General features: G+C 62.3%; 21 protein-coding genes. 10 read left to right on the top strand and 11 right to left on the bottom strand.

Features of this window, described 5'->3' with window-relative positions; all coding sequences use genetic code 11:
- Positions 1-62 precede the first annotated feature (62 nt).
- The 4 genes from ACK3SC_RS02485 to ACK3SC_RS02470 all read left to right on the top strand — a co-directional run bounded on the left by ACK3SC_RS02485 (position 63) and on the right by ACK3SC_RS02470 (position 4,962).
- Positions 63-1,571, top strand: a complete 1,509-nt coding sequence (locus ACK3SC_RS02485) for a carboxypeptidase M32 (RefSeq protein WP_416838544.1) — start codon at positions 63-65, stop codon at positions 1,569-1,571.
- Between the two features lie 86 nt (positions 1,572-1,657).
- Complete coding sequence (locus ACK3SC_RS02480) at positions 1,658-1,834, top strand: HVO_0416 family zinc finger protein (protein ID WP_416838543.1); 177 nt, start codon at positions 1,658-1,660, stop codon at positions 1,832-1,834.
- A 158-nt stretch (positions 1,835-1,992) separates the two neighbouring features.
- Positions 1,993-3,843: a UvrD-helicase domain-containing protein gene (locus ACK3SC_RS02475; RefSeq protein ID WP_416838541.1), complete on the top strand. Its 1,851-nt coding sequence runs from the start codon at positions 1,993-1,995 to the stop codon at positions 3,841-3,843.
- Between the two features lie 6 nt (positions 3,844-3,849).
- Positions 3,850-4,962 (top strand): M24 family metallopeptidase, encoded by a 1,113-nt coding sequence (locus ACK3SC_RS02470; RefSeq protein WP_416838540.1) that lies wholly within the window; start codon positions 3,850-3,852, stop codon positions 4,960-4,962.
- Between the two features lie 23 nt (positions 4,963-4,985).
- Here the strand turns inward: ACK3SC_RS02470 and ACK3SC_RS02465 are convergent, their stop codons facing one another.
- Entirely contained in the window at positions 4,986-5,228 is a 243-nt protein-coding gene (locus ACK3SC_RS02465; protein WP_416838539.1) for a hypothetical protein, read from the bottom strand.
- A gap of 125 nt (positions 5,229-5,353) precedes the next feature.
- Here ACK3SC_RS02465 and ACK3SC_RS02460 point away from each other — a divergent pair, with 125 nt between their 5' ends.
- Entirely contained in the window at positions 5,354-7,180 is a 1,827-nt protein-coding gene (locus ACK3SC_RS02460) for an SLC13 family permease (protein ID WP_416838538.1), read from the top strand.
- Positions 7,181-7,201: 21 nt separating this feature from the next.
- Here ACK3SC_RS02460 and ACK3SC_RS02455 read toward each other — a convergent pair whose 3' ends face one another.
- Positions 7,202-7,948 (bottom strand): DUF502 domain-containing protein, encoded by a 747-nt coding sequence (locus ACK3SC_RS02455; RefSeq protein ID WP_416838537.1) that lies wholly within the window; start codon positions 7,946-7,948, stop codon positions 7,202-7,204.
- A 113-nt stretch (positions 7,949-8,061) separates the two neighbouring features.
- On the opposite strand from ACK3SC_RS02455, the gene ACK3SC_RS02450 reads away from it, so the two are divergent.
- Positions 8,062-8,718 (top strand): riboflavin synthase, encoded by a 657-nt coding sequence (locus ACK3SC_RS02450; protein ID WP_416838536.1) that lies wholly within the window; start codon positions 8,062-8,064, stop codon positions 8,716-8,718.
- A gap of 12 nt (positions 8,719-8,730) precedes the next feature.
- Here ACK3SC_RS02450 and ACK3SC_RS02445 read toward each other — a convergent pair whose 3' ends face one another.
- Positions 8,731-9,774, bottom strand: a complete 1,044-nt coding sequence (locus tag ACK3SC_RS02445; RefSeq protein WP_416838535.1) for a PrsW family intramembrane metalloprotease — start codon at positions 9,772-9,774, stop codon at positions 8,731-8,733.
- Between the two features lie 99 nt (positions 9,775-9,873).
- Between ACK3SC_RS02445 and ACK3SC_RS02440 the strand changes: the two genes are divergently transcribed.
- On the top strand, positions 9,874-10,248 hold the full coding sequence (locus ACK3SC_RS02440; protein ID WP_416838534.1) for a hypothetical protein: 375 nt from the start codon (positions 9,874-9,876) through the stop codon (positions 10,246-10,248).
- On the top strand, positions 10,245-11,651 hold the full coding sequence (locus ACK3SC_RS02435; protein ID WP_416838533.1) for a DUF402 domain-containing protein: 1,407 nt from the start codon (positions 10,245-10,247) through the stop codon (positions 11,649-11,651). Before ACK3SC_RS02440 ends, ACK3SC_RS02435 begins: the two co-directional genes overlap by 4 nt.
- Here ACK3SC_RS02435 and ACK3SC_RS02430 read toward each other — a convergent pair.
- The 8 genes from ACK3SC_RS02430 to ACK3SC_RS02395 all read right to left on the bottom strand — a co-directional run bounded on the left by ACK3SC_RS02430 (position 11,648) and on the right by ACK3SC_RS02395 (position 18,931).
- Complete coding sequence (locus tag ACK3SC_RS02430) at positions 11,648-12,253, bottom strand: hypothetical protein (protein ID WP_416838532.1); 606 nt, start codon at positions 12,251-12,253, stop codon at positions 11,648-11,650. The genes ACK3SC_RS02435 and ACK3SC_RS02430 overlap by 4 nt on opposite strands.
- Positions 12,254-12,451: 198 nt before the next feature.
- Positions 12,452-12,784 carry a NifU family protein gene (locus ACK3SC_RS02425; RefSeq protein WP_416838531.1) on the bottom strand — a complete coding sequence of 111 codons (333 nt, stop codon included), beginning with the start codon at positions 12,782-12,784 and terminating at the stop codon, positions 12,452-12,454.
- 123 nt (positions 12,785-12,907) lie between these two features.
- Positions 12,908-14,386 carry an LVIVD repeat-containing protein gene (locus tag ACK3SC_RS02420; protein ID WP_416838530.1) on the bottom strand — a complete coding sequence of 493 codons (1,479 nt, stop codon included), beginning with the start codon at positions 14,384-14,386 and terminating at the stop codon, positions 12,908-12,910.
- Positions 14,387-14,944: 558 nt separating this feature from the next.
- Positions 14,945-15,913 carry an ROK family protein gene (locus tag ACK3SC_RS02415; protein ID WP_416838529.1) on the bottom strand — a complete coding sequence of 323 codons (969 nt, stop codon included), beginning with the start codon at positions 15,911-15,913 and terminating at the stop codon, positions 14,945-14,947.
- A gap of 141 nt (positions 15,914-16,054) precedes the next feature.
- Positions 16,055-16,735: a TIGR00266 family protein gene (locus tag ACK3SC_RS02410; RefSeq protein WP_416838528.1), complete on the bottom strand. Its 681-nt coding sequence runs from the start codon at positions 16,733-16,735 to the stop codon at positions 16,055-16,057.
- 63 nt (positions 16,736-16,798) lie between these two features.
- Positions 16,799-17,257 (bottom strand): universal stress protein, encoded by a 459-nt coding sequence (locus tag ACK3SC_RS02405; protein WP_416838527.1) that lies wholly within the window; start codon positions 17,255-17,257, stop codon positions 16,799-16,801.
- Positions 17,258-17,499: 242 nt separating this feature from the next.
- Positions 17,500-17,880 carry a DUF5611 family protein gene (locus ACK3SC_RS02400; protein WP_416838526.1) on the bottom strand — a complete coding sequence of 127 codons (381 nt, stop codon included), beginning with the start codon at positions 17,878-17,880 and terminating at the stop codon, positions 17,500-17,502.
- Between the two features lie 70 nt (positions 17,881-17,950).
- Positions 17,951-18,931, bottom strand: coding sequence for a hypothetical protein (locus ACK3SC_RS02395; protein WP_416838525.1), 981 nt, complete (start codon positions 18,929-18,931; stop codon positions 17,951-17,953).
- 104 nt (positions 18,932-19,035) lie between these two features.
- Between ACK3SC_RS02395 and ACK3SC_RS02390 the strand changes: the two genes are divergently transcribed.
- Complete coding sequence (locus tag ACK3SC_RS02390; protein ID WP_416838524.1) at positions 19,036-19,335, top strand: DUF6432 family protein; 300 nt, start codon at positions 19,036-19,038, stop codon at positions 19,333-19,335.
- A gap of 78 nt (positions 19,336-19,413) precedes the next feature.
- A complete protein-coding gene (locus ACK3SC_RS02385; protein ID WP_416838523.1) occupies positions 19,414-20,523 on the top strand; it encodes an aminomethyltransferase family protein in 1,110 nt (369 codons plus the stop codon).
- The last annotated feature ends 30 nt before the right edge of the window (positions 20,524-20,553 follow it).

Here is a 20,553-nt window from a genome sequence, read left to right as displayed (position 1 = left end):
ACCGCTCCCCGAAATCCCCGCCTCCCTCGTTTTATTATCTCCCCGGCCTGACCTGCCATCATATGGCAGCAACCTCCACGGAAGACGCATCGGCGTACGACAAACTGCTCGCGAAATACAGACGAATCGCCAACGTGGAAAACGCCGGTGGCATCCTCTCGTGGGACCAGCAGGTCATGATGCCCGACGAGGGGACGCCCGCGCGTTCCCAGCAGATGTCGGCGCTCTCTGCGCTCAGTCACGAACTCCTCACCGACGACGAGTTCGGTGAACTGCTCGACGCTGCCGAAGCGGACGACCCGACGGACGAACAGGCCGACGTGCTCCGGGAACTCCGCCGTGATTACGAGCGCGCCGTCCGCGTCCCGAACGAACTCGTCGAACAGATTTCGGCGGCGTCCTCCGAGGCGATTCCAGCGTGGAAGCAAGCGAAGGCCGAAGACGACTTCTCGACGTTCGCCCCGCATCTGGAGAAACACGTCGAACTGAAGCGACAGTACGCCGAGCACATCGACCCCGACCGCGACCCGTACGAAGTCCTCTTCGAGGATTACGAACCGTGCCTCCCACTCGAACAGGCAGAGGAGATTCTCGACGAAGTACGCGAAGTCCTCGTCGAGATGATCGCAGACATCCGTGAGTCGGATGTCGAACTCGCCGTGGACGCCTTCGACGGCGAGTTCCCGGCCGACGAGCAGGAAGCACTCGTTCGCGACGCGCTCTCGACGCTCGGCTATCCGTGGGAACGTGGCCGTCTCGACACCGCACCGCATCCGTTCTCGTCGGGGACGCAGTTCGACGCTCGGGTGACCACCCGCTACGACGAATCGGACCCGCTCGGGTCGCTCTTTTCGACCATCCACGAGTTCGGTCACGCACTCTACACGCTCGGCCTACCGGACGAACACTACGGGTCGCCACTCGGTGAAGACCGCAACCTGTCGGTTCACGAGTCGCAGTCGCGTCTCTGGGAGAACCACGTCGGCCGCTCTCGTGCCTTCTGGCAGCACTTCCTGCCGACGTTCAGCGAGCACTTCCCCGAAGTCGATGGAACGGTCGAAGAGGTCTACGAGGCGGCCAATCAGGTGTACGAGGACAACTTCATCCGCGTCGAAGCCGACGAACTGACCTACCACCTGCACATCGTCATTCGGTTCGAACTCGAACGCGCACTCGTCTCGGGTGACCTCGCCGTCGAGGACGTGCCGGAAGCGTGGAACGACAAGTACGAAGAGTATCTCGGTATCCGCCCCGAAACGGACTCCGAAGGCTGTCTGCAAGATATCCACTGGGCGTACGGCAACTTCGGCTACTTCCCGACGTACTCGCTCGGGTCTATCATGTCCGCGCAGTTGTTCGCTGCCGCCGAAGACGACATCGACGAACTCGACGAGAAGATTGCACACGGCGAGTTCGGCGACCTGCGCGAGTGGCTCCGCGAGAACATCCACCAGTACGGCCGTCGCTACGAGACGAACGACCTGGTGAACCGTGCGACTGGGAAGGACTTCGCCGCCGACGACTTCCTCGACTACGTCCAGACGAAGTACAGCGCACTGTACGACCTATAAGCCCGCCAGACAGTCTCACGCTTCGATTCTCGGTGAGGGACATGCGCCGCAGGAACTAAATAGAGCCATGCCATACCATACCATGTATGGCCTCAGCACCCAGTGACGATATGTTCGACCAGTTTTTGGCCGACCGCGGTCACGAGATAGAACCGGCACGCTGGGACCGATCCTATAACAAACTGCAATGTCCCGACTGCGGGGCGTTGCACGACATGGGCGCGGCGACATGTTCCGTATGCGGATGGTCGCCGGAGGCCTAACGCGTCCGACGACTGACCACGCCACAGCACCTGTTCTCGACGCTCCCGACCCTGTTCGGGACGCGGAGCGAACGCCCGGCCCGTCGAATCGACTCCGGGCGCGTTCGCCCTCATCCGAAGCACGTCGTTTATCACCGATAAGGCCGTGAACGTGTACAATGAGCGAATCCGACGTGACCGTCACCCGTCTATTCGGGGGTCCGGGGAGCGGGAAGACCACGGCCCTACTCGACAGGGTCGAGGCGATTCTCGAACAGGACGACGTAACCATCCGCGATATTCTCGTCGTCTCGTACACCCGGGCCGCAGCGTCCGAGGTCCGTGACCGACTCGCTGAACGACTCGACATCAACCCTCGCTCGCTGAAGGGGAACGTCTCGACGATGCACGCGAAGGCGTACGAACTGCTTGGCCTCTCGCGAAACGACGTCGTCGGTGAGAAGGACAAAGAAGAGTTCTGTAAAGAGTACGGACTGGAGTTCCAGGACGAGTACAGTGGCGCAGGCCGTCGCACGGCCCGTTCGACCACGATTGGAAACAAGATTATCGCGACGAGTCAGTGGCTCCAGCGGACTCGCCGCGACGTCGCAGACTGGTACGACGTCCCATTCCAGTGGAACGTCGAAGAAGTCCGTCTCCCACCGGAGATTGACCCCAACGCACAAGAAGGGAACAAGTACACGCCGACGTGGCCGTCCTCCGACGAGCGAATCGACATTCCCGAGGCGATTCGCGCGTGGCGCGCCTACAAGGGAGAAAACGGCCTCGTCGGCTTCGCAGACATGCTCGAACGAGTCAAGCAGCGTGCACTCGTTCCGAACGTCGATTACCTCATCATCGACGAGTTTCAGGACATCACGACCCTTCAGTACGACGTGTATCAAGAGTGGAAACCCCACATGAAGGGCGTCCTCATCGCCGGCGACGACGACCAGGTCGTCTACGCGTGGCAGGGAGCGGACCCGAACCTGCTTCTCGACGCCGAGCGTGACCACGACGAGATTCTGCCGAACTCCTACCGTCTCCCGTCGAACGTGCTCAACGTGGTCAACCGCGAGATTCGCCACATCGACAAGCGACAGGAGAAGGACCTCAAACCCCGCAAAGAAGGCGGGGCCGTCGAAGCAGTCGAGAGTCCGTCGATGCTCGAACTGGCGCGAAACGTCCGCTACACCGTCGAACAAGACGAGGGCACCATCATGGTGCTGTTCCGCGCTCGCTACCAGATGTTCCAGTTCGTCGACGAGTTCCTCCCGTCTGGCATCCCCTTCTCGACGCTCACCGACCAGCGCATGTGGACCGACCGTCTCACGCAGTACGTCCGCGCCGTCGAGGCGATGGAAGCCGACGAACCTGTCGATGGACTGCAGGCGCGTCGTCTCGCAGACATGCTTCAGGACTCGGCGTTCGGAACGAACGACCGCGACGACCTGTTCGACGCAATCGACGAACGAGAGGAAGAACAGGGCGTCGACGACATCACGAACCTCGAGTTCACGCCGAAAGAAATCAAGAACTTCGCGCCGTTCGCGCCCAACGGAAGCGCCGCCTCAGACATGGTTCGCAAGGTGACGAGTTTCCAGCGAAAATCCATCAAAGCGTACTTCTCCGGCGACTACGCCGGCATGGACCCCTCCCGCGTCCGCGTCGGCACGATCCACTCCGCGAAGGGTCGCGAAGCAGACCACGTGTTCATGGCGACGGACCTGACCGAAAAGGTAGTCGAACAGATGGCCGCCTCCGTCAGTGACGAAGAACTCGAAGCACGCGGTATCGACGAGTTCACGTCCGCAACGAGTCCCGTCCCGCTCATCACGGACAACGAGCGACGTGTCTTCTACGTCGGCATGTCTCGTGCCCGCGAGCGACTCATCATCCTCGAAAACCTCGTCAGCGGGGCTCCGACGCTCCCAATCAGCGTCCTCCTCCACAACGAGATTCGCGACGAGGACACACAGGAACTCGTCGAAGCGGCACAAGAGCCTCCTGCACCCGAACCAGAGGCGTAGACGCTCGTGCCCTCCGGTCCCCGCGGGAGCGATGCCATCGACACGGCCATCGACGAGAGCGACGCGATTGGATTCGTCACACGCTGTCGCGGTGACGACCCAACGAGCCGGTACGTGACCGGCTTCGACGTGGACCACGACGTCGTCTACGTTCGACTCCCCGGAGAGACACATCTGCGCGTCCCCTCGACAGTGGACATCCCCGAAGCTGCGGACGCCGCGTCGATTCGCGTCGACGACCAACCGGCCGGGAAGGCCGCCGCCGCAGTCCTCGCCTCTCACGCAGAGACGGGGACGGTACTCACGCCACGGACCATTCCGCACGACGCCGCACTCCACCTCGAAGCAGCAGGCTACGAACTCGCGTCCACGACGGCGCTGCGAGACGCACGTGCCACGAAAGACGCCGCCGAACTGGATGCTCTCGAGTGGGTTCAGCGGGCCGCAACGCGCGGCATCAAGACAGCGGCGGTCATCCTCGCCGACGCGGACGTCGAAGACGGGACACTCGTCTGGAGTGACGCCCCACTTTCGACGGAACGAATCCGACGACAGGTAAACGCCACACTCGCGGTCGAAGGCGTCGATGCCGCAGGTGCGACGACAGTCACGACAGGAACTCGTGGCGGGCGCGACGAAGCAGTCGAACTCGTTGCGGGCGAACCAATCGTCGTCTCGGTGTCGCCGCGTGGGCCGTTCGGCTATCGCGGTGCGCTCGCTCGAACGTTCGTCGTCGATGCAGACGGAGGATGGGAACGCCGGGCGCACGTGGCCTGTGACGCCGCCCGCGACGTTGCACTCGTCGAAGCCAATCCCGGTGCAGACGCTGGATTCGTCGGAAGCGAGATTCGCGCGGAGACGGCTGCGTTCGGCTTTTCGATGGAGAGCGAGGTGACGAGAGATGTCGGCGGCGGTATCGGGCTTTCAGCCCGCGAATATCCACCACTCGACGGCGATACCGAACTCGCCGCCGGGCACGTGTGCAGAATTCGCTCCGCAATCACACACCCAGACCACGGACAGGTCGAACTGACCGACGTGCTCGTCGTCGAAGACGATGGCCCACGGTATCTCGCCGACGTGCCGACTGGGCTCGACCCAGCTGGCTGGACCGAGTGACTGACCCGACCGGGAAAAATACGCTACTCTTCGTCGTCCGGTTCTTTGGTGACGCCACCGGCGAGTTTCTCTGCGGCGAGCATCGGAACGTCCTGTGGCATGGTGAGATACTTCGGGAGGGCGACCATGAGAACGGCGAGTAGAACCATCCCCGCGCCGAAGGCGGTTCGACCGTCTGCCAGAAGCGTCAAACCAAAGACGCCGAGTGGGATGGCGAAGATGAGCGACGCCCCCAGCCCAATCATTTCCAAGATTCCGAGTCCCATCGGTCGCGGATAGTCCACGAGTAGACAAAAACGTCGCGGCATCGCTGGCCGAGCGGAACAGAGTATCTCGATTTCTGGATGGTCACCCCGGCAATCATTAAGCCGTCTCCGATTCGACCATTCGTATGGTCGCGATCACGACTGGCATACTCGTCGTCTTCGCTCTCGTGGTCGTCACGATGATACTCTTCGTGACCGAGGCGGCACCGCCAGACGTGACCGCAATCGGTGTCATCGTCGCCCTCGTCGTTCTCGAACCGTGGACGCAGGTGACGCTGCAAATCGGTCTGTCGGGATTCTCGAACGCGGCGACGATTACGATTCTCGCGATGTACGCACTCAGCGAGGGGATTCGACAGACGGGCGCGATTCGAAGACTCGGGATAGCGATTTCACAGATTACGCACGGAAGCGAGAGTCGACTGCTCGCGTCTATCGTCGGGCTCACCGGCCCAATCGCTGGCATCATCAACAACACCCCGGTCGTGGCGGTGTTCATTCCGATGGTCTCGGACCTAGCAGACCAGACACGTGTCTCACCATCCAAACTCCTCATCCCCCTTTCGTACGCGTCGATGCTCGGCGGGACGCTCACACTCATCGGAACCGCGACGAACCTCGTCGCCAGCGAGGCGTACGCTGCCGCGACCGACAACCCGCCGTTTTCGATGTTCGAGTTCACGCCGCTGGGAATCCTCGTCTTCATCGTCGGCGCGGTGTATCTCTTGACGGTCGCCCCGCGACTCCTTCCCGAACGCGTCGAACCGGGAAACCGGACGGCAAACTACGGCGTCCAGCCGTTTCTCGCCCGTGTGCTGGTCCCGTCACGGTCACCACTCGTCGGTAACTCGGCGAGCCAGGTCGCAGACGACGTTCACCGTGACCTCAACGTCGACGTTCTCGACGTCCTCCGTGGGGGAGAACACTTCGTCGCAGCCGAAACGGACCGAAACATCGAAGGACGGGACATCCTCACCGTCCGGGGGGACTCACAGCGGATTCAGCAGTTCTGCAAACTCGCAGAGCTCCGGTTTCTCCCACGGGCATCTGTTACGGATGCCGAACTCGACAGACCCGACCGCGTGGCGCTCCTCGAACTCGTCGTCCCCCGTGATTCTGGCCTCATCGGCGACACCATCGGTGAGACCCGCCTTCGCGAACGCTACGACGCGACGGTCCTCGCAGTTCGTCGCCGCGGTGGGGACCTCATCCGCGAACACTTCCGTGACGTGGAGCTCCGTGCTGGTGACTCGTTGCTCCTCCAGACGACGCACGAAACGTCGCAGTATCTCAGAGAGGCGGACGACTTCATCGTGACGAGCGAGGTGTCCGAAGACGTGATGGAACAGAACGGAACACTGTCTCCGACGGCATTTCGGGCGTTCGCGATCGTCGCCGCGGTCATCGGACTGGCCGCACTTGGTGTCGTCCCCATCGCAGTGGCCGCACTCGGCGGTGTCGTGGCCATGGTCGCGACCGACTGTCTCTCCGCGAGCGACGCGTACGATGCGGTGAGCTGGAACGTCATCTTCCTCCTCGCAGGCGTGATTCCGCTCGGCCGGGCACTCCAACTGACCGGCGGTGTGGCACTCATCGCCGATATCGTCGGTGACGTGACGGTGTTCTTCCCGATCGTCGCCGTTCTCGCCGCGTTCTACTTGCTGACGGGCCTCTTGGCCAACATCATCACGCCAGTAGCCAGTGTCGTCCTCGTGATTCCAATCGCCATCGACACGGCACAGCAACTCGGCGCAGACCCGTTCGGGTTCGCCATCGCCGTCACCTTCGCCGGGAGCACGGCGTTCATGACACCCATCGGCTACCAGACGAACCTCATGGTGTACGGGCCGGGTGGCTACCGCTTTACTGACTATCTTCGGGTCGGTGGGCCGCTCCAACTCCTGCTCACGGTGGTCACGACGCTCGGTATCGTTCTCCTGTGGGGAGTCTGACGAAGCGGCAACCGTCGGAGGTTACTCCGCTCGATTCTCGGTCGAGGTCGTCGTCGTGTTCGAGTTTCGGTCACCGTCCGTGTGGTCGCCGCTGACGCCGTTCTCCGGTGAGTAGGCCGCCGGTCCCTCCGGGAGGGTCTCGGGGTCGTCCACGCTCAAACCAGTGGTGACGAGGAGGCGCAGGCCACGACGGACCGGCATGTCGAGTTCACGGATTTCGTCGCCGGAGAGCATGACGAGTGCGCCAGCGGTCGGGTTTGGACTGTTGGGGACGAACACAGTGTACAGGTTTTCGTCGGTCGCTTTCGACACCGACGCCGGTGCCTCGTTGGTGACGAATCCGATAGAGAACAGGCCCTCGCGAGGGAATTCGACGAGAACGACGCGGTCGTACCCGGCAGTGGGTTCGGTGAGCGACTCGGAGACTTGCCGGACGCCGAAGTAGATGGTCCGGACGAGCGGGAGGAGTCCGACGCCGCGCTCGAAACTCCCGAAGAGGCGCTGTCCCAGACTCATCGACGCGAGATAGCCGATAAGGGCGATGGTTACCGCAATGATGAGCGCCGCCAGTATCTGCGAGATGAGCGTGATATCTCCCGAGTAGTTGAGCGCCTCCGCGAGGAAGGGAGTTATCTCTCTGACCAGCGGGCGAAGTGCCGCAGTGATGCGATTGAAGAGAAACTGGAGGACGAACACGGTGACGGCGAGCGGCGCGACGAGAATGAGCCCCGTGACGAAACTACTCCGGAGCCGAGCGAGCACGTCCATACGGCTTCTGAGTCCGACGACGACTAAATTGTATGGGCGACGAGGAGCGTCACGAAAACGTGATGGGGAACAGAAACGATAGCCATTAAGGTTCCCCAGTCGAAGCCGTCGGTATGTTCACAGGAATCGTGGAGGGGCCTGGCGAAATCGTCGGTGTGACCGACACCGACGGGGAGTTCTCTGCAGGAGAAATCACGTCGGATGAGTCATCCGACGGTGGTCGCCGCCTCCGCATCCGAACCGACCTCGCGTTCGACGACCTCCACCACGGCCAGTCTATCGCCGTCTCCGGCGTCTGTCTGACCGTCGAGGAGTACGGCGACGACTGGTTCGAAGTCTTCCTCGCCGCCGAAACCGTCGAAAAGACCTATCTCGGCGACGTCACCGAAGGCGACACCGTCAACCTCGAACGGGCGCTGGCGGCGAACCAGCGGTTCGACGGTCACATCGTACAGGGCCACGTCGACGGGACGGCCACCATCTCCGGCATCGAACAGGTCGGTGACGACTGGTTCTTCGAGTTCGACCTCCCGAAGTCGCTGTCGAAGTACGTCGTCCAGAAGGGGTCTGTCTGTCTCGACGGGATCAGCCTCACCGTGGCCGACCGACGCGACGACTCCTTCGCGGTCGCCATCATCCCGACGACGTACGACCTGACGACGCTCTCGGAGAAGGCCGTCGGCGACCCAGTTCACGTCGAAGTGGACGTGGTCGCGAAGTACGTCGAGTCGATGCTCGAAGGCTACACCGACAGATTGCTCGCAGAATAGGCCGCGACGCGGTCAGTCTTCGAACTCGGTCGCTTCCGAGGGGAACGCCGACGCCGGCGGACCCCCCTCGTGGGCCTCGTGGTAGGCGTTTCTGTACCGACGAATCTTCCCGATGAGGTAGAGACCGAAGATGCCGTCGTAGATGAGGACGTAGACGAGGAACGACGGGAGCGAACCCAGCCCAGTCAGCGACGAGATGGCGAACGAGCCGATTCCGACCGTCGAGTTGTACGTCGCGTGGACGAGTGACGCGAGGATGAGCCCCTTGATGACGATTGGGCCTGCGTTTTTCTTGTTGAACTTCGCGAGACCGAGGTAGTAGCCTGCAATCGCAGAGTAGATGACGTGACCCGGGCCGGCGAGTGCGCGGACCGCCGTAATCGTGCTACCAGCACCGATGATGCCGACGCCACCGGCCGCGCCGACGTCGAGCCCGGATTCCATGAGATTCCGCGTGATGTACAGCGCGTTCTCGATGGTTGCGAATCCAAGTCCGGCCATCGCGCCGTAGACAGCGCCGTCGACGACGGCGTTGAAGCTACTGTTGGAGTACGCGTACAGTCTGACAGCGAGCAACTTCACCGTCTCTTCGACGGGACCGACGACGAGGAAGAAGAAGAGTATCGACCCGAAAAATCCGAAACTGAGCGACAACTCGGATGCAATCGTCTGTCCGGCGTTGCTCATGAGTGAGTTGACAATCGCCGCGAACGTGGCGGTGAGCACGCCGAGAAGGAACGTCACGACGAGCACCGACAGCGGTTCACTATCCGTGACGTCGGTGTAGTAGACGTATCCTGCGAGACCCAGCGCCGGGAGGGCAGACAGGAGCGTGAGTGCGCCGATTTGTGGGTCGGTGATAGCCGAGAGCCCACCGATAGCGATGAGGATGAAGAACGCGGTGAGAATGACGACTGCCCGAGTAGACGCGACCAGCAGTCGGTAGAGCGCGACGGCGAGGCCATCGACTGACGTTCGTTCCTCCCACGTTGCGATATCGTAGAGGTCGGCCGAGCCATCGGACGCACGTTCGACCGGGTCTCGTCTCTGGTCCATCGTCTGACGTAACGCCATCGTGCCGTGTAATTCCTTCGGCGAGCGATGGTTCCGTGCCCGACCGAGAGAAGTTAAACCCTCGACGCCGAACTGGCCGATATGCATTTCGACCCCCGCGAACAGGCGGCGCTCCGAGCGGTCGGACTCGACACCGACGACCTCCGAGCGGCGTCCGAACACGTCCGCGAGGCCGTCGAAGAAGACGCCGAGCGTCTCGCGGCGTTCTTCGGTGACGGCGGAACGTTCTACTCGGATATGGAGATGGCCCACAGTGCCAGCAACGTACAGGAACACTCGGTCGACCACGTCGACCTCTACACCCACGGCGCGTCCCTCCGTGGCTATCTCAAGTTCGACTCGTGGGGCGTTCCAATCGAAGGTGGCCGCGTCCTCTCTGACTCGACGGTCGAACTCACGCTCGGGCCGACCGTCGATGGCCGCGTGAAGTTCGCCCGGACCACCGACGACCTATGAAGGTCCGCGTCCGCGGTATCTACACCACCGCACTCACACGGGTGTTCCTCGACGCCGACCACGACATCGTACAGGCATCCGGGCCGATTCGAGAACGGTTCGACGCCGACTTCGAATCCGCCGACCACGACGTCGCAGTCGAGACGACCCGCGACCGACAGGGCGTCGGCGTGGCAGGCACGCCCGGCGCAGTCGAAACAGCGACCGGCCTCCTCGATGGGCTCGCACTCGATACGTTCGACTGGGACGACCCTGCACCGACCGGCGCGGTGTTCGACGCCCGCGTGACCGACACGCTCGGCGGCGGTGCAATCTGTGACCTCGGCGAGACAGACGGCTATCTCTCCTATGGCGACATCGACGGCCGCGTCGACGTCGGTGACGAGGTCAGAGTACAGGTCTCCGAATCTGCCCCACCGTGGGCAGACAGACGGCCCGAACTGACGGGCGACGTTCGCGCCATCGCTGGGCTCGCGACGCTCGAACCCGATTCTGCTGGCGTCCGCGTGGACACGAGAGACGAAGCGGCCGCCAGAGAACTCGCCGGAATGACCGACCTCCTCGGCGGCGACCCGCCCGACGGGTGGGGAATCCGCTGGCATCGCGACGCCGTCGATGCCGACATGGGCGCGTTGAACGACGCCCTCGACAGAGCGGCGACCATCGCGGCCGAACTCGATTCTGTGCTCGACGACCCAGTGGACGCACCCCGCCTCGTCGCGAGTCCGACGGCGACGACCTGGGTGTGGTTCGGTCGTGAGACGCGATTCGAACTCGACGACCACCGCCGTGCCGTCGAGACGACGATGCCCGGCCACCATCGCACGAAGGCCGCCTCACCGAAGGCGTCTGCCGGCGTCGACCTCGCGGAGGCGCTCTGCGAGTCGGCTGGCGAGGGCGAGTTCCCGTTCGACGTGGTGACCGCCCAGTTCGGCCCGCTCGAAGGCGACGACGTGGGTATCGGCCACGGAAAACCCGATGGACGACTCATCGAACTCGGGTCGGGCGAAGTCACAGAGCGACACGCCGAGGGAACCATCGAGATTCGACGGCAGATGAGCGGTGGTGGCACGTACGACGCACTGGGCGTCGAACGCGAGTCCGGCGACGTGGCCGTCACGAAGTTCCGCGAAGGTCGCTGGTGGTATCCGACCGTCTACCGCGACGACGACGGGAGCGTCAAAGGAACCTACGTCAATATCTGTACGCCGGTCGAGTGTTTCCCCGGCCAGATTCGCTACGTGGACCTCCACGTAGACGTGATTAAACACGCAGATGGAACCGTCGAACGCGTCGACGACGACGAGTTAGACGAAGCAGTCGAGGCCGGGAACATCTCCGAAGAACTGGCCGAAAAAGCGCGGTCAGTCGCGTCGAGTCTGGAATCGGCGCTGTCCAGTTAGCCGCCGTAGCAACTTCGGAAGACGCCCGACCTGTTCCCGTCGTATTTGACGCGTACCTCGGAGACGTACATCCCGTCCGAACACGGGTACTCCTTGTAGCGCGTTGCGACCCATCTCCCCTCTCGGTGTTCAAGTGTGAGTACGGTCGCAATAGCTGGCAACCGCACATCGTCGGTTCCGAACATCCCTGCCGTCGGTTCCGCTTCGGCCCACCTCGTCACCGCGCCGTCGACACGTGGTTCGACACGGGTTGCAGCGTCGAAGACACTCGGGTCCTCCTTCGCAGTGGCCGCAGATACGACGACGATCGTGGAGTCATCCCGCGTCACCGAATACGACTCGACAGGAGCGGCGGAGAACGTGATGAACGTCCGGACTGGCACAGACCCGTTGTTGACGAGCCCCCACTTCGTCTCGTGAAGTGATGGCTCTGGCGTCGAATCGGGAGTCGGTTCTGGCGTTGGAGACGCGTTCGTCGTCGGAACAGGGGTTTCAATTGTCGTGGGGACGTTCGTCGTCGGTTGGTCATCGGCAGGAGGCATCGCTGAACATCCCGCGATGACGACGAGGAAAGCAACCGTAAGGAGGGGCAGTCTATCCACGCAAGTGACACGATTGCAGGACTATTGAGGATAGCGAGGTAGAGGGTAGCAATCTCGTAACGCGGATTCCACTCCACGTGTGGCCGAAAAGCTCTGTTCCCGACCGAACCGAGCGGAGCGAGGTTCGGCCTTTTTTCCTCCAGGTTTTTACACCGAGCGGGTCGCCGAAGGCGACCCCGAGGTGTAAAAAAGTGGGTCTTAGAAGTGCCCGGGGTCTTCGGTTCCGAACTGCAACTCGCCGCCGCGACCGCCCTCGACAGTACTGCTTCCGTGGTCACCCGAACTCGGGACCTTCACCTGCACGTCCTCGATTTCGTCGAACGTCATGATGAGGTCAGACTGGATGTTCTGGGCGGTGATGTTACTGATACCGCACCCTGCACAGGCCCCACCGAGTTCGACGACGACCTCCCCCGATTCGGCATCGGCCTTACGCACGACGCTGTTGCCGCCGTGCATCTGGATGATGGGCATCTGACCGACCATCCACGTCTCGACGCGCTCTTTGAGGCTCTCCGACTCGTCGCTCATATCACGACGGTTCGGGACCCACGGATTAGAATGGAACGGTTCTCCCCACGTATCGACGGGCGAGAGAAAGGCTATCCCGGTCGTTCGTGATAGATTCTCGGCTTCGCCCGCTTTGCCTTCGTCTCACTCGCGGCGTGCACGACGGCGGACGGCCCACCCAGCGGCACCGAGCGCCGCAACACCGACGCCGACACCGAATCCCGGTACGTCGGTTCGGGAGACAGTTTCAGTCTGGGTTCCCTCCTCGTCGGACACGCTCGTTTCGGTCGGTGTCGAGGTCGGCGATTGGGTCGGTGTCGTGGTCTGCGATTCGTCCGTCGTCTCCGAGCTGAGTGGCGGCGGGTCGAGTTGCTCGCCCGCGTGGTCGGGGAAGGTGTAGAGTGCAGGCGACACGTCGTCCACGCCCCAACTGGACGCCACGAAGACGCCTTCGTCGGCGAACGGGTAGGCGTACTGGGCGGTCCAGAAACTGGCCCGTTCCGGGTCGCGCCACCACGAGAGTTCGACCGGGTCTGTGGGGGACGCGATATCGTGTACTTTGACGCCGCCGCGATACCACGCGGAGTAGAGTTTCCCGTCGTGGAAGTCGAAGTTGTGCGCAGTCGTCCAGACGCCGCCAACCGTTGGATTGGGACTTTCCGGCGGGTCGATAGTCGAGAGCAGTTCGGGATTCGTCGGGTCGGAGATGTTCCACAGTTCGACACCGCTCGGACCGCCGACGAGCTCCGTCGTCTCGTCGTCTCGGCTGACTCGATTTGCCCACGATTCGATACCGATGCCGAGGATGTCACCCGGCTCGTTCGTCGCGGCCGAATGGTGGTTGCCCGGCGGTGTTCGTCCCATCCTCCGTTGTTGGTCACCCGAAAGCGACGTGAGTTCTGCAGGGTCGGCAGCCCCGATAGAACTCAGAACCGACGGGTCACTGGGGTCGGTGAGATCGACGAGCCACGTCCCGGCGTCCCACATCGAGACGTACGCGATACTGTCTCGAACCCACACGTCGTGGACGGGTCGAACGGACCGCGGAACGTCCGCCCATCGTTCGTCTTCCGAGACGATAGACCACCGGCCGATTTCAGCCCCAGTCTCGATATCGAGGACGACAATCGGGTTCTCGTCACCGTCGTTGGCGGTCAGATACGCACGGCCAGCTGCTGCGAAACAGTTGTGAATGGGATAGCTCGTCTCGTAGAACGACCCCTCTACGGGGTTCGAAGGGTCGGAGACATCGACGACGAGAACGCCTGCTGGAGACCCCGGAAGTGGGTTCGCCGGGCCGACAGCGAGGAGTGTGTCGCCGTCGAGTTTCACGTCGTAGATGTTCCGGAACGGCCCGTCTTCGTGGTCCGAGCGGAGTTCACGTCGCTCAGCGAGAATCTGCGGGCGGTCCGGTGACGACAAGTCGACAGTTACGTACCCGCTCGTCGCCGCAACATACGCTGTCTTCCCGTCGGGAGAGAGGACTGCCTCTTTCGCGCCGTCGATATCGACCTGACCGAGTGGTTCGAACGGGCCTGGGTGCGCAGTCGCGATTCGGGTTGGGACAGCAGAGCCGACGAGAACGGCGCTCCCTGCCACTTTGAGGAACTGGCGACGGTCCACGGTAGTACTCAGGGAGGAGAGGAGAAAAATCGGACGGCAGTGCTCGTCGTGGGAAGCCGGGCGTCCGAGAAGTGAAGAGACGCCGAGAAGTGAGGAATCCGGGTGGGTGGGTGGTGGGAGATTCCCCATCGGCGTCGGCGGACTGAGTCCGCCTGCTCGCCGAAGAAGCTTCGGCGAGGTCGTACGGTCGGTAGTGGTGGTGGGGGGTACCGACCGGGTTCCCGTTCACAGCTTCCGGTGGAACGCCCGTGCACCGTTCGAGTCGGCAGGAACGGGAGCCGCCGACAGACGCACCCAATATGTGGGTGCCGCCGGGTGCACGTCATCGACTTTTCAGAGGACCATTATAAGAGTACGCCGCCGAGTATCACGTGAGATAACTAAAGGCATATCACGGTTCTGACCGCTCGACTGCGACCGAGCAAGTTACAGTCGAGAATTATCACACGAGAAATCGCACTATCACCAGCGACCCAGGTCCGTGCGAGTTTTCGCGACCGTACAGTCGCGGACGATCGCCGGTACCAGCAGCGCCGCAACTGCTGAATTGTCACGGCCTTATAGCCGTGACCGGTCACCAGTTCCGGCGGTCATCGCGCTCGCGAGCGCCCCCTCGACGACGACTTCGTCACCGAGCGTCGTGAGCTGAATCTCCGGAATGTTCGACATGACCATCTCGCCCATCTTCTCGCGAATCGGATTCAAAACAAGGTCTGGGTTGTTGAGGGCGACCGCCCCACCGACGTAGATGATGAGCGGGGCGTATGCGTGGACGATGTTGGCCACGCCCATCGCGTTCCAGTGGCCGAGCTGATGGATGACGTGGTCCGCAAACTCGTCTTCACCGGCGTGTTCGAACACGTCGACGGCGGAGAAATCTGGGTCCTCGACAGGCAGTGCAGTTTCGACCGGGTCTTCTGCGTGGAGTTCGCGTGCGTACTTCGGAATGTTGTTCCCTGAGCAGTATCCTTCCCAGTGACCGTCGTGCCCACAGCCACAGGTCATGAATCCGTTCGGGTCGAGCGTCATGTGGCCGACTTCGCCGGCGTTGCCGTCCCACCCGGAGATGACGTGTCCATCGACACAGACGCCCGCACCGACACCCGAGGAGATGGTGAGATAGACCATATCGTCGGGGTTTCGGTCGGAGTGGAACCGTTCACCGATGACACCGGCGTTCGTGTCGTTGTGGAGGTAGACGTCATCGGTATCCAGGAGGACCGAAACGGGACCAGTCAACGGGATTCGGTCGATGGTGTCCGGAAGGTTCGCCGGGTTTTCGATTGCACCTTCGGCCAAATCGAGCGGGCCGATGGCACCGATACCTGCTGCGGTTGCTTCGTTTGGTTCGATACCTGCCTCGTCACAGGCCCGCCTGACGACGTTGAGAACCGCCTCGGTGACCGCGATTCCGGTCGGCCCACGCGGTGTCGAGTCACGGGCCTGTCCGAGGATTTCTCCCTCGTCGTCGGCAACGACCGAGCGAACGTTCGTCGCTCCCAGGTCGATACCCACGTAGTACGCCATTATCACCATAGGGATGCGCACGCCACTTAACTAAGCGGGATTTTACGCTAATTTACTCGCGGCTCGGTAGCAACTCCCACAGGGAGGCGACCGGCCTGTGTCGCGTCGCTCGGCATCCTCCCGATGCGACCTCCCGACCGTTCACTGCGGCGAGGAGTTGGTTGGGAGTTTCGGGATGAGCCACGACAGGAACGAATCCATACTCCGCGACTGGAGCCAGACGGTCCCCGGTCCCGTGAACGTACAGACGAGGCCCTCACCGCTGAAGAGCGTCGACTTGAGACCGCCGACGCGTTCGACCGCGAAGTTCGTCGTTCCGTCGAAGGCGACGATGTGACCGGTGTCCACCGTGTAGCGTTCGCCCTCACCGAGTTCGACTTCGTGAATCGCCCCGTAACTCGACAGGAAACTGTCGCCGGTCCCCGCTAACTTCAGGAGGAACAGGCCCTCACTGCCGAAGAACGTCTTCGCACCCCCGAACGAGGTGTCTAACTCGAGGTCCACGTCCGACGCGAGGTAGGACCCGGACTGGACGTACAACGTCTCGTCTTCGAGGTGCTGGTGGACGATATCACCCGGCAGCGGCGGTGCGAACGAAACCTCTCCCGCCTGTTGTGCCACGAACGTGTTCTGGAAGAACGACTCACCACCGAGGACGCTCCGTTTGAGCGACCCAAAGATGCCTCCTTTCGCTTCTGTCTCGATGTCGATGCCATCGGAGTAACTCACCATCGCTCCCGCTTCCGAGCGGACAGACTCTCCGTCGTCGAGAGAGACTGTGAGGAGGGCGAACGCTGGACGGTATTCGATACTGTGGTCCATGCGGAACTGTCGTTCTGCTAAGGAATATAGCTATTCCCGACGGCGCATGAGCCCACAGTCGCGTTACTTCGTGTCTTCTCGAACGAAGGTGACAGGGCACGGCGATTCGAGCATGACTTCCTGTGCGAGACTCCCGAAGACGGCTTTGCCGGTCGGCGAGCGCTTACGACCACCAACGAGGAGACGGTCAGCGTCGACCTCGGTCGTCAGTTCGACGAGTTTCTTCGCGTGGTCACCGACTGGGCCACGAATCTCGTACTGGATATCGGCCGCCTCTAATTTCTCGGTGACGTTGCGGATGATAGCGTGTCGACGTGCGACGTCGTCACCAGAGACTTCCTCGGCCGTGATGTCGAACTCGAGGTTGTCGAGCGCTTCGTTGTACTCGTCTTTCGTGAAGACGTGACTGACGACGACGGTGGCACCCGTGGGTCCGGCGATGTCGATGGTCTCTTCGACGAGTCGGTCGATTCGGTCTGCATCGCTTGCTGCGACGGCGAGGACGATAGTTTTGATAGCCATGCCAAGCCGTTCGGACTCGTATCACTTAACCGTGACGAAAATTTACTCGCTCTAGAAAAAATAATTTTGGGCAGTCCGTTGACACTCGGTGGAGTTCTGCCACCGGCGTCTGTATCACTGGGAGAGACTCACGAGAGGAGTATGTATGTTTCGCCGTGGTCACTCGAACAGCGGGGGTTCGACCCGAGAGCAGTCGCTCACAGGGAGTGAGTGCACAAGAAAGCCGACTGTGAACGACCGGTTCAGTAGTCCGGCGAGTCGTCTTCGACAGCGCGCTTCATCGAATCACGGCGCGACTTCGCGTCGCGACCAGTCGCTTCGAGCAAGAAACTGTTTTTCGCGTTGACGGCCTCGCCAGCGGCCTCGAGGTCGTCGGGGGACAGTTCGGTCGGGTCTTGTTCTTCGAAGTTGACCGCGAGCTTGTCCTTCTTCCCGCTGTACTTGACAGCGCCGACGACGACGCGCTTGAAAACGGGATTCTTCGGTTCACCGACCACGAAGAGGTCGCTGCCTTTGAACTCCTCAGTGCCCGTGATGGGTCCGAAGTAATCCTCGACGGTCGCTTCCATGTCGGGTATTCGCTCTTCGAGCGTCTCCCCGCGACGCATCTTGTACTCCTTCATGCGGCCACTTTGGATAGCGGATGGTTTACCTGTTTCGTGACTCCGCTCGGTCTGGAACCGACTACCGCGGTCAGGCCTCGCGCTCTGCGATGTATCCCTTTCGACACTCTGGACAGATGTCACCGGCTCGCATCGACGACGAAGAGGCACCGCGTGAGTGGCCACAGTTCGGGCAGTAGTACTCGATAGATTCGTCAGGGGTTTCGCTCGCGATACTCGCATCGTTGGCGCGGACGAACTCGTCGGAGTCGCCTGCGTCGATGTACTCATCGTTCGACGGCGACCCAACCGAGCCGTTTCCTTCGGGCGTCAGACCCCCACCGAACGAAACCGGAGCGGGTTCGCCATCGTCGGGTTTGGCGTCCCATCCCTGGTCTTCGCCGGGCGCATCCGGCCACGCGCCACGGTCACGTGTCTGCGCGGACGTGTTTCCGGCGTTCGCGTTCGTGTTCTCGTCTGGCGTCGTGCTCGCGTCGGCGTCGATGAACTCCGCGTCGTCGCCGTCGGCGCTCGGTTGCGGTACCGGCTCTTCGGTATCGACGGCGTCTACTTCGTCCGGCCACTGCGTCCGGTCTCGCTGGACGTCGTCGTCATCGTCGTCGTCGAGAATGACGGCGTCGTCGGTGACTTCGGGTTCGATGTCTTCGTCGACATCACCGGCAGTAGGATGGTCCGGTTCCGAGTGTGAGTCCACTTCGGCCTCCGTCTCCGGGTCCGGCGCGGTCTCGATCTCCGGTGCGCCACCGGCATCCTGCGTCTCCGGTTCGGCGTCCGTGCTCGGAGAATCCGCATTCTGTATCCCCGGTTTCGGGTTGGCAGGTTCGAATCCGGCGGCCGCGGTCTCGGCCTCGCCTTCCGTCATCCCGACTTCTTCCGGCGTTCGAATGGCAGTCACCTCCTTGTTTTCGCTTATGACCTGTTCGAGGCCACAGCGGCTACACACTTGCAGTTCTCTGATGGACACGACCACCTCATCGCCGCGTTCCTCGCGCTCCCGTTCCGTCTCGGGTTCTCCGTACGAGTGCCCGAGAAGACGGCAAGTAAGTCCCATTACGGGAGGATTCCGGGATTCGGGAACAAAAATCTACCCCCTGAGCGTCAGACAATCGTCAGACGGTCGGTACAGGTAAACAGGAGGCGAACGATGTATCGACTATGAGAGCGAGGCGGGAGTTTCGGAACCGCCGCGACATCGAAGTCGCGGTGCTCGATGCGCTTGTCGACCGCCACGACGAAGGGATGACGGTATTCGAACTCCGCGCTGCCGTCGATGCCGACATCGACACCATCGAAGATGCGCTGTCGGTGTTGAAATCGGAGGGCCTCATCGTGGTCGAAGAGGCACCGCAACGTGTCCTCATCCACCCAGACGAGCGGGTCGTGCCTGATCCGAGCGAAGGACCGACGAACGAAGCGACGCTGTTAGACCGACTCCGGAAGCGACTCGGACTGTAACGACAGCTCAGTACGGACCGGTCGCAGAGACGACCACGGAGTGTGAGGGTTTTACCCACTGAGACCAAACGGGGAGTCATGACACTCGTCGCCGGCATTCACGAAGCCCACGGCGCGACGTTCGAGACGCGCGGTGGAGTCGAAGTTGTGAGCCATTACGGCCGCCCCGAGCGAACCCACCGCGCCGTCCGCAACGGTGTCGGAGTCATCGAACACGGGTACGGTGTCGTCGCCGTCGAAGGTGAAGACCGAGTCGAGTACGTCGACAACGCGGTCACGAACAACGTCCCGGAAGCGGACGGACAGGGTGTCTACGCCCTGCTGCTCGACCCTGACGGCCGCATCGAGACCGAGATGTACATCTACAACGCAGGCGAGCGACTGCTCATCTTCACCCCGCCGGACCGCGCAGAACCACTCGTCGAAGAGTGGCGGTCGAAGACGTTCCTCCAGCGCGTCCGCATCCGCGACGCCTCCGAGGAGTTCGCCGTCTTCGGCATCCACGGATCGAAATCGACCGAGAAAGTCGCGAGCATCCTCGCCGGGGCGGGCGCACCCGAACCCGAACTCACCTTCGTTCGCGGCTCTATCGGCGGTGAGTACGGCGTGACGGTCATCGCCTCGGACAACCCGACCGGCGAAGAGGGATACGACCTCATCTGTCGGGCCAAAGACGCCGAAGACGTGTTCGAAGCCCTCCTCCTGTACGGCAACCCGGCGATTCCCGTCGGCTACCAGACGTGGGATAGCCTCACCGCCGAGGCGGGCACACCGCTGTTCGAGACGGAACTCCGCGGGAATATCCCGAACGTCGTCGGCGTCCGCAACGCCCTAGACTTCGACAAAGGCTGTTTCGTCGGCCAGGAAGTCGTCTCGAAGGTCGAAAACCGTGGCCAGCCATCGCGTCGCCTCGTTGGCTTCCGCGCCGAGCGCCTTCCCGACGGAGGCGTCGAAGCGTTCGCGGGTTCGCAAGTGCGCGCGGACGGCGACGCCGTCGGGTCGGTGACGCGCGCCGTCGAGAGTCCGATACTCGACGCACCCATCGGATTCGCACTGGTTGAGTACGGCATCGACACCGACGACCTGACCATCGATGTCGAGGACGACCAGATTGCCGCCACGGTCGAATCGCTCCCGTTCGTCGACGGGAGCGCTCGGTCGGCACGGATTCCGGCGTATCTGGAGTGAGGGGCGAAATCCGCGCGAACGTCGCGCGAG

It is taken from the genome of Haloferax sp. DFSO52 (assembly GCF_048158745.1).
Lineage (GTDB): Archaea > Halobacteriota > Halobacteria > Halobacteriales > Haloferacaceae > Haloferax.
Note: the sequence above shows the minus strand (reverse complement) of the source record. Positions and strands in the feature narration are given on the sequence as shown.

What these genes read in the sequence shown, in the direction of transcription:
- ACK3SC_RS02440 (WP_416838534.1), top strand. Translation starts at nt 9,874, where the DNA reads ATGCATTTCGACCCCCGCGAACAGGCGGCGCTCCGAGCGGTCGGACTC.
- ACK3SC_RS02385 (WP_416838523.1), top strand. Translation starts at nt 19,414, where the DNA reads ATGACACTCGTCGCCGGCATTCACGAAGCCCACGGCGCGACGTTCGAG.
- ACK3SC_RS02415 (WP_416838529.1), bottom strand. Translation starts at nt 15,913, where the DNA reads ATGGCGTACTACGTGGGTATCGACCTGGGAGCGACGAACGTTCGCTCG.
- ACK3SC_RS02475 (WP_416838541.1), top strand. Translation starts at nt 1,993, where the DNA reads ATGAGCGAATCCGACGTGACCGTCACCCGTCTATTCGGGGGTCCGGGG.
- ACK3SC_RS02395 (WP_416838525.1), bottom strand. Translation starts at nt 18,931, where the DNA reads ATGGGACTTACTTGCCGTCTTCTCGGGCACTCGTACGGAGAACCCGAG.
- ACK3SC_RS02480 (WP_416838543.1), top strand. Translation starts at nt 1,658, where the DNA reads ATGGCCTCAGCACCCAGTGACGATATGTTCGACCAGTTTTTGGCCGAC.
- ACK3SC_RS02425 (WP_416838531.1), bottom strand. Translation starts at nt 12,784, where the DNA reads ATGAGCGACGAGTCGGAGAGCCTCAAAGAGCGCGTCGAGACGTGGATG.
- ACK3SC_RS02465 (WP_416838539.1), bottom strand. Translation starts at nt 5,228, where the DNA reads ATGGGACTCGGAATCTTGGAAATGATTGGGCTGGGGGCGTCGCTCATC.
- ACK3SC_RS02400 (WP_416838526.1), bottom strand. Translation starts at nt 17,880, where the DNA reads ATGAAGGAGTACAAGATGCGTCGCGGGGAGACGCTCGAAGAGCGAATA.
- ACK3SC_RS02410 (WP_416838528.1), bottom strand. Translation starts at nt 16,735, where the DNA reads ATGGACCACAGTATCGAATACCGTCCAGCGTTCGCCCTCCTCACAGTC.
- ACK3SC_RS02390 (WP_416838524.1), top strand. Translation starts at nt 19,036, where the DNA reads ATGAGAGCGAGGCGGGAGTTTCGGAACCGCCGCGACATCGAAGTCGCG.
- ACK3SC_RS02485 (WP_416838544.1), top strand. Translation starts at nt 63, where the DNA reads ATGGCAGCAACCTCCACGGAAGACGCATCGGCGTACGACAAACTGCTC.
- ACK3SC_RS02450 (WP_416838536.1), top strand. Translation starts at nt 8,062, where the DNA reads ATGTTCACAGGAATCGTGGAGGGGCCTGGCGAAATCGTCGGTGTGACC.
- ACK3SC_RS02435 (WP_416838533.1), top strand. Translation starts at nt 10,245, where the DNA reads ATGAAGGTCCGCGTCCGCGGTATCTACACCACCGCACTCACACGGGTG.
- ACK3SC_RS02460 (WP_416838538.1), top strand. Translation starts at nt 5,354, where the DNA reads ATGGTCGCGATCACGACTGGCATACTCGTCGTCTTCGCTCTCGTGGTC.
- ACK3SC_RS02405 (WP_416838527.1), bottom strand. Translation starts at nt 17,257, where the DNA reads ATGGCTATCAAAACTATCGTCCTCGCCGTCGCAGCAAGCGATGCAGAC.
- ACK3SC_RS02455 (WP_416838537.1), bottom strand. Translation starts at nt 7,948, where the DNA reads ATGGACGTGCTCGCTCGGCTCCGGAGTAGTTTCGTCACGGGGCTCATT.
- ACK3SC_RS02445 (WP_416838535.1), bottom strand. Translation starts at nt 9,774, where the DNA reads ATGGACCAGAGACGAGACCCGGTCGAACGTGCGTCCGATGGCTCGGCC.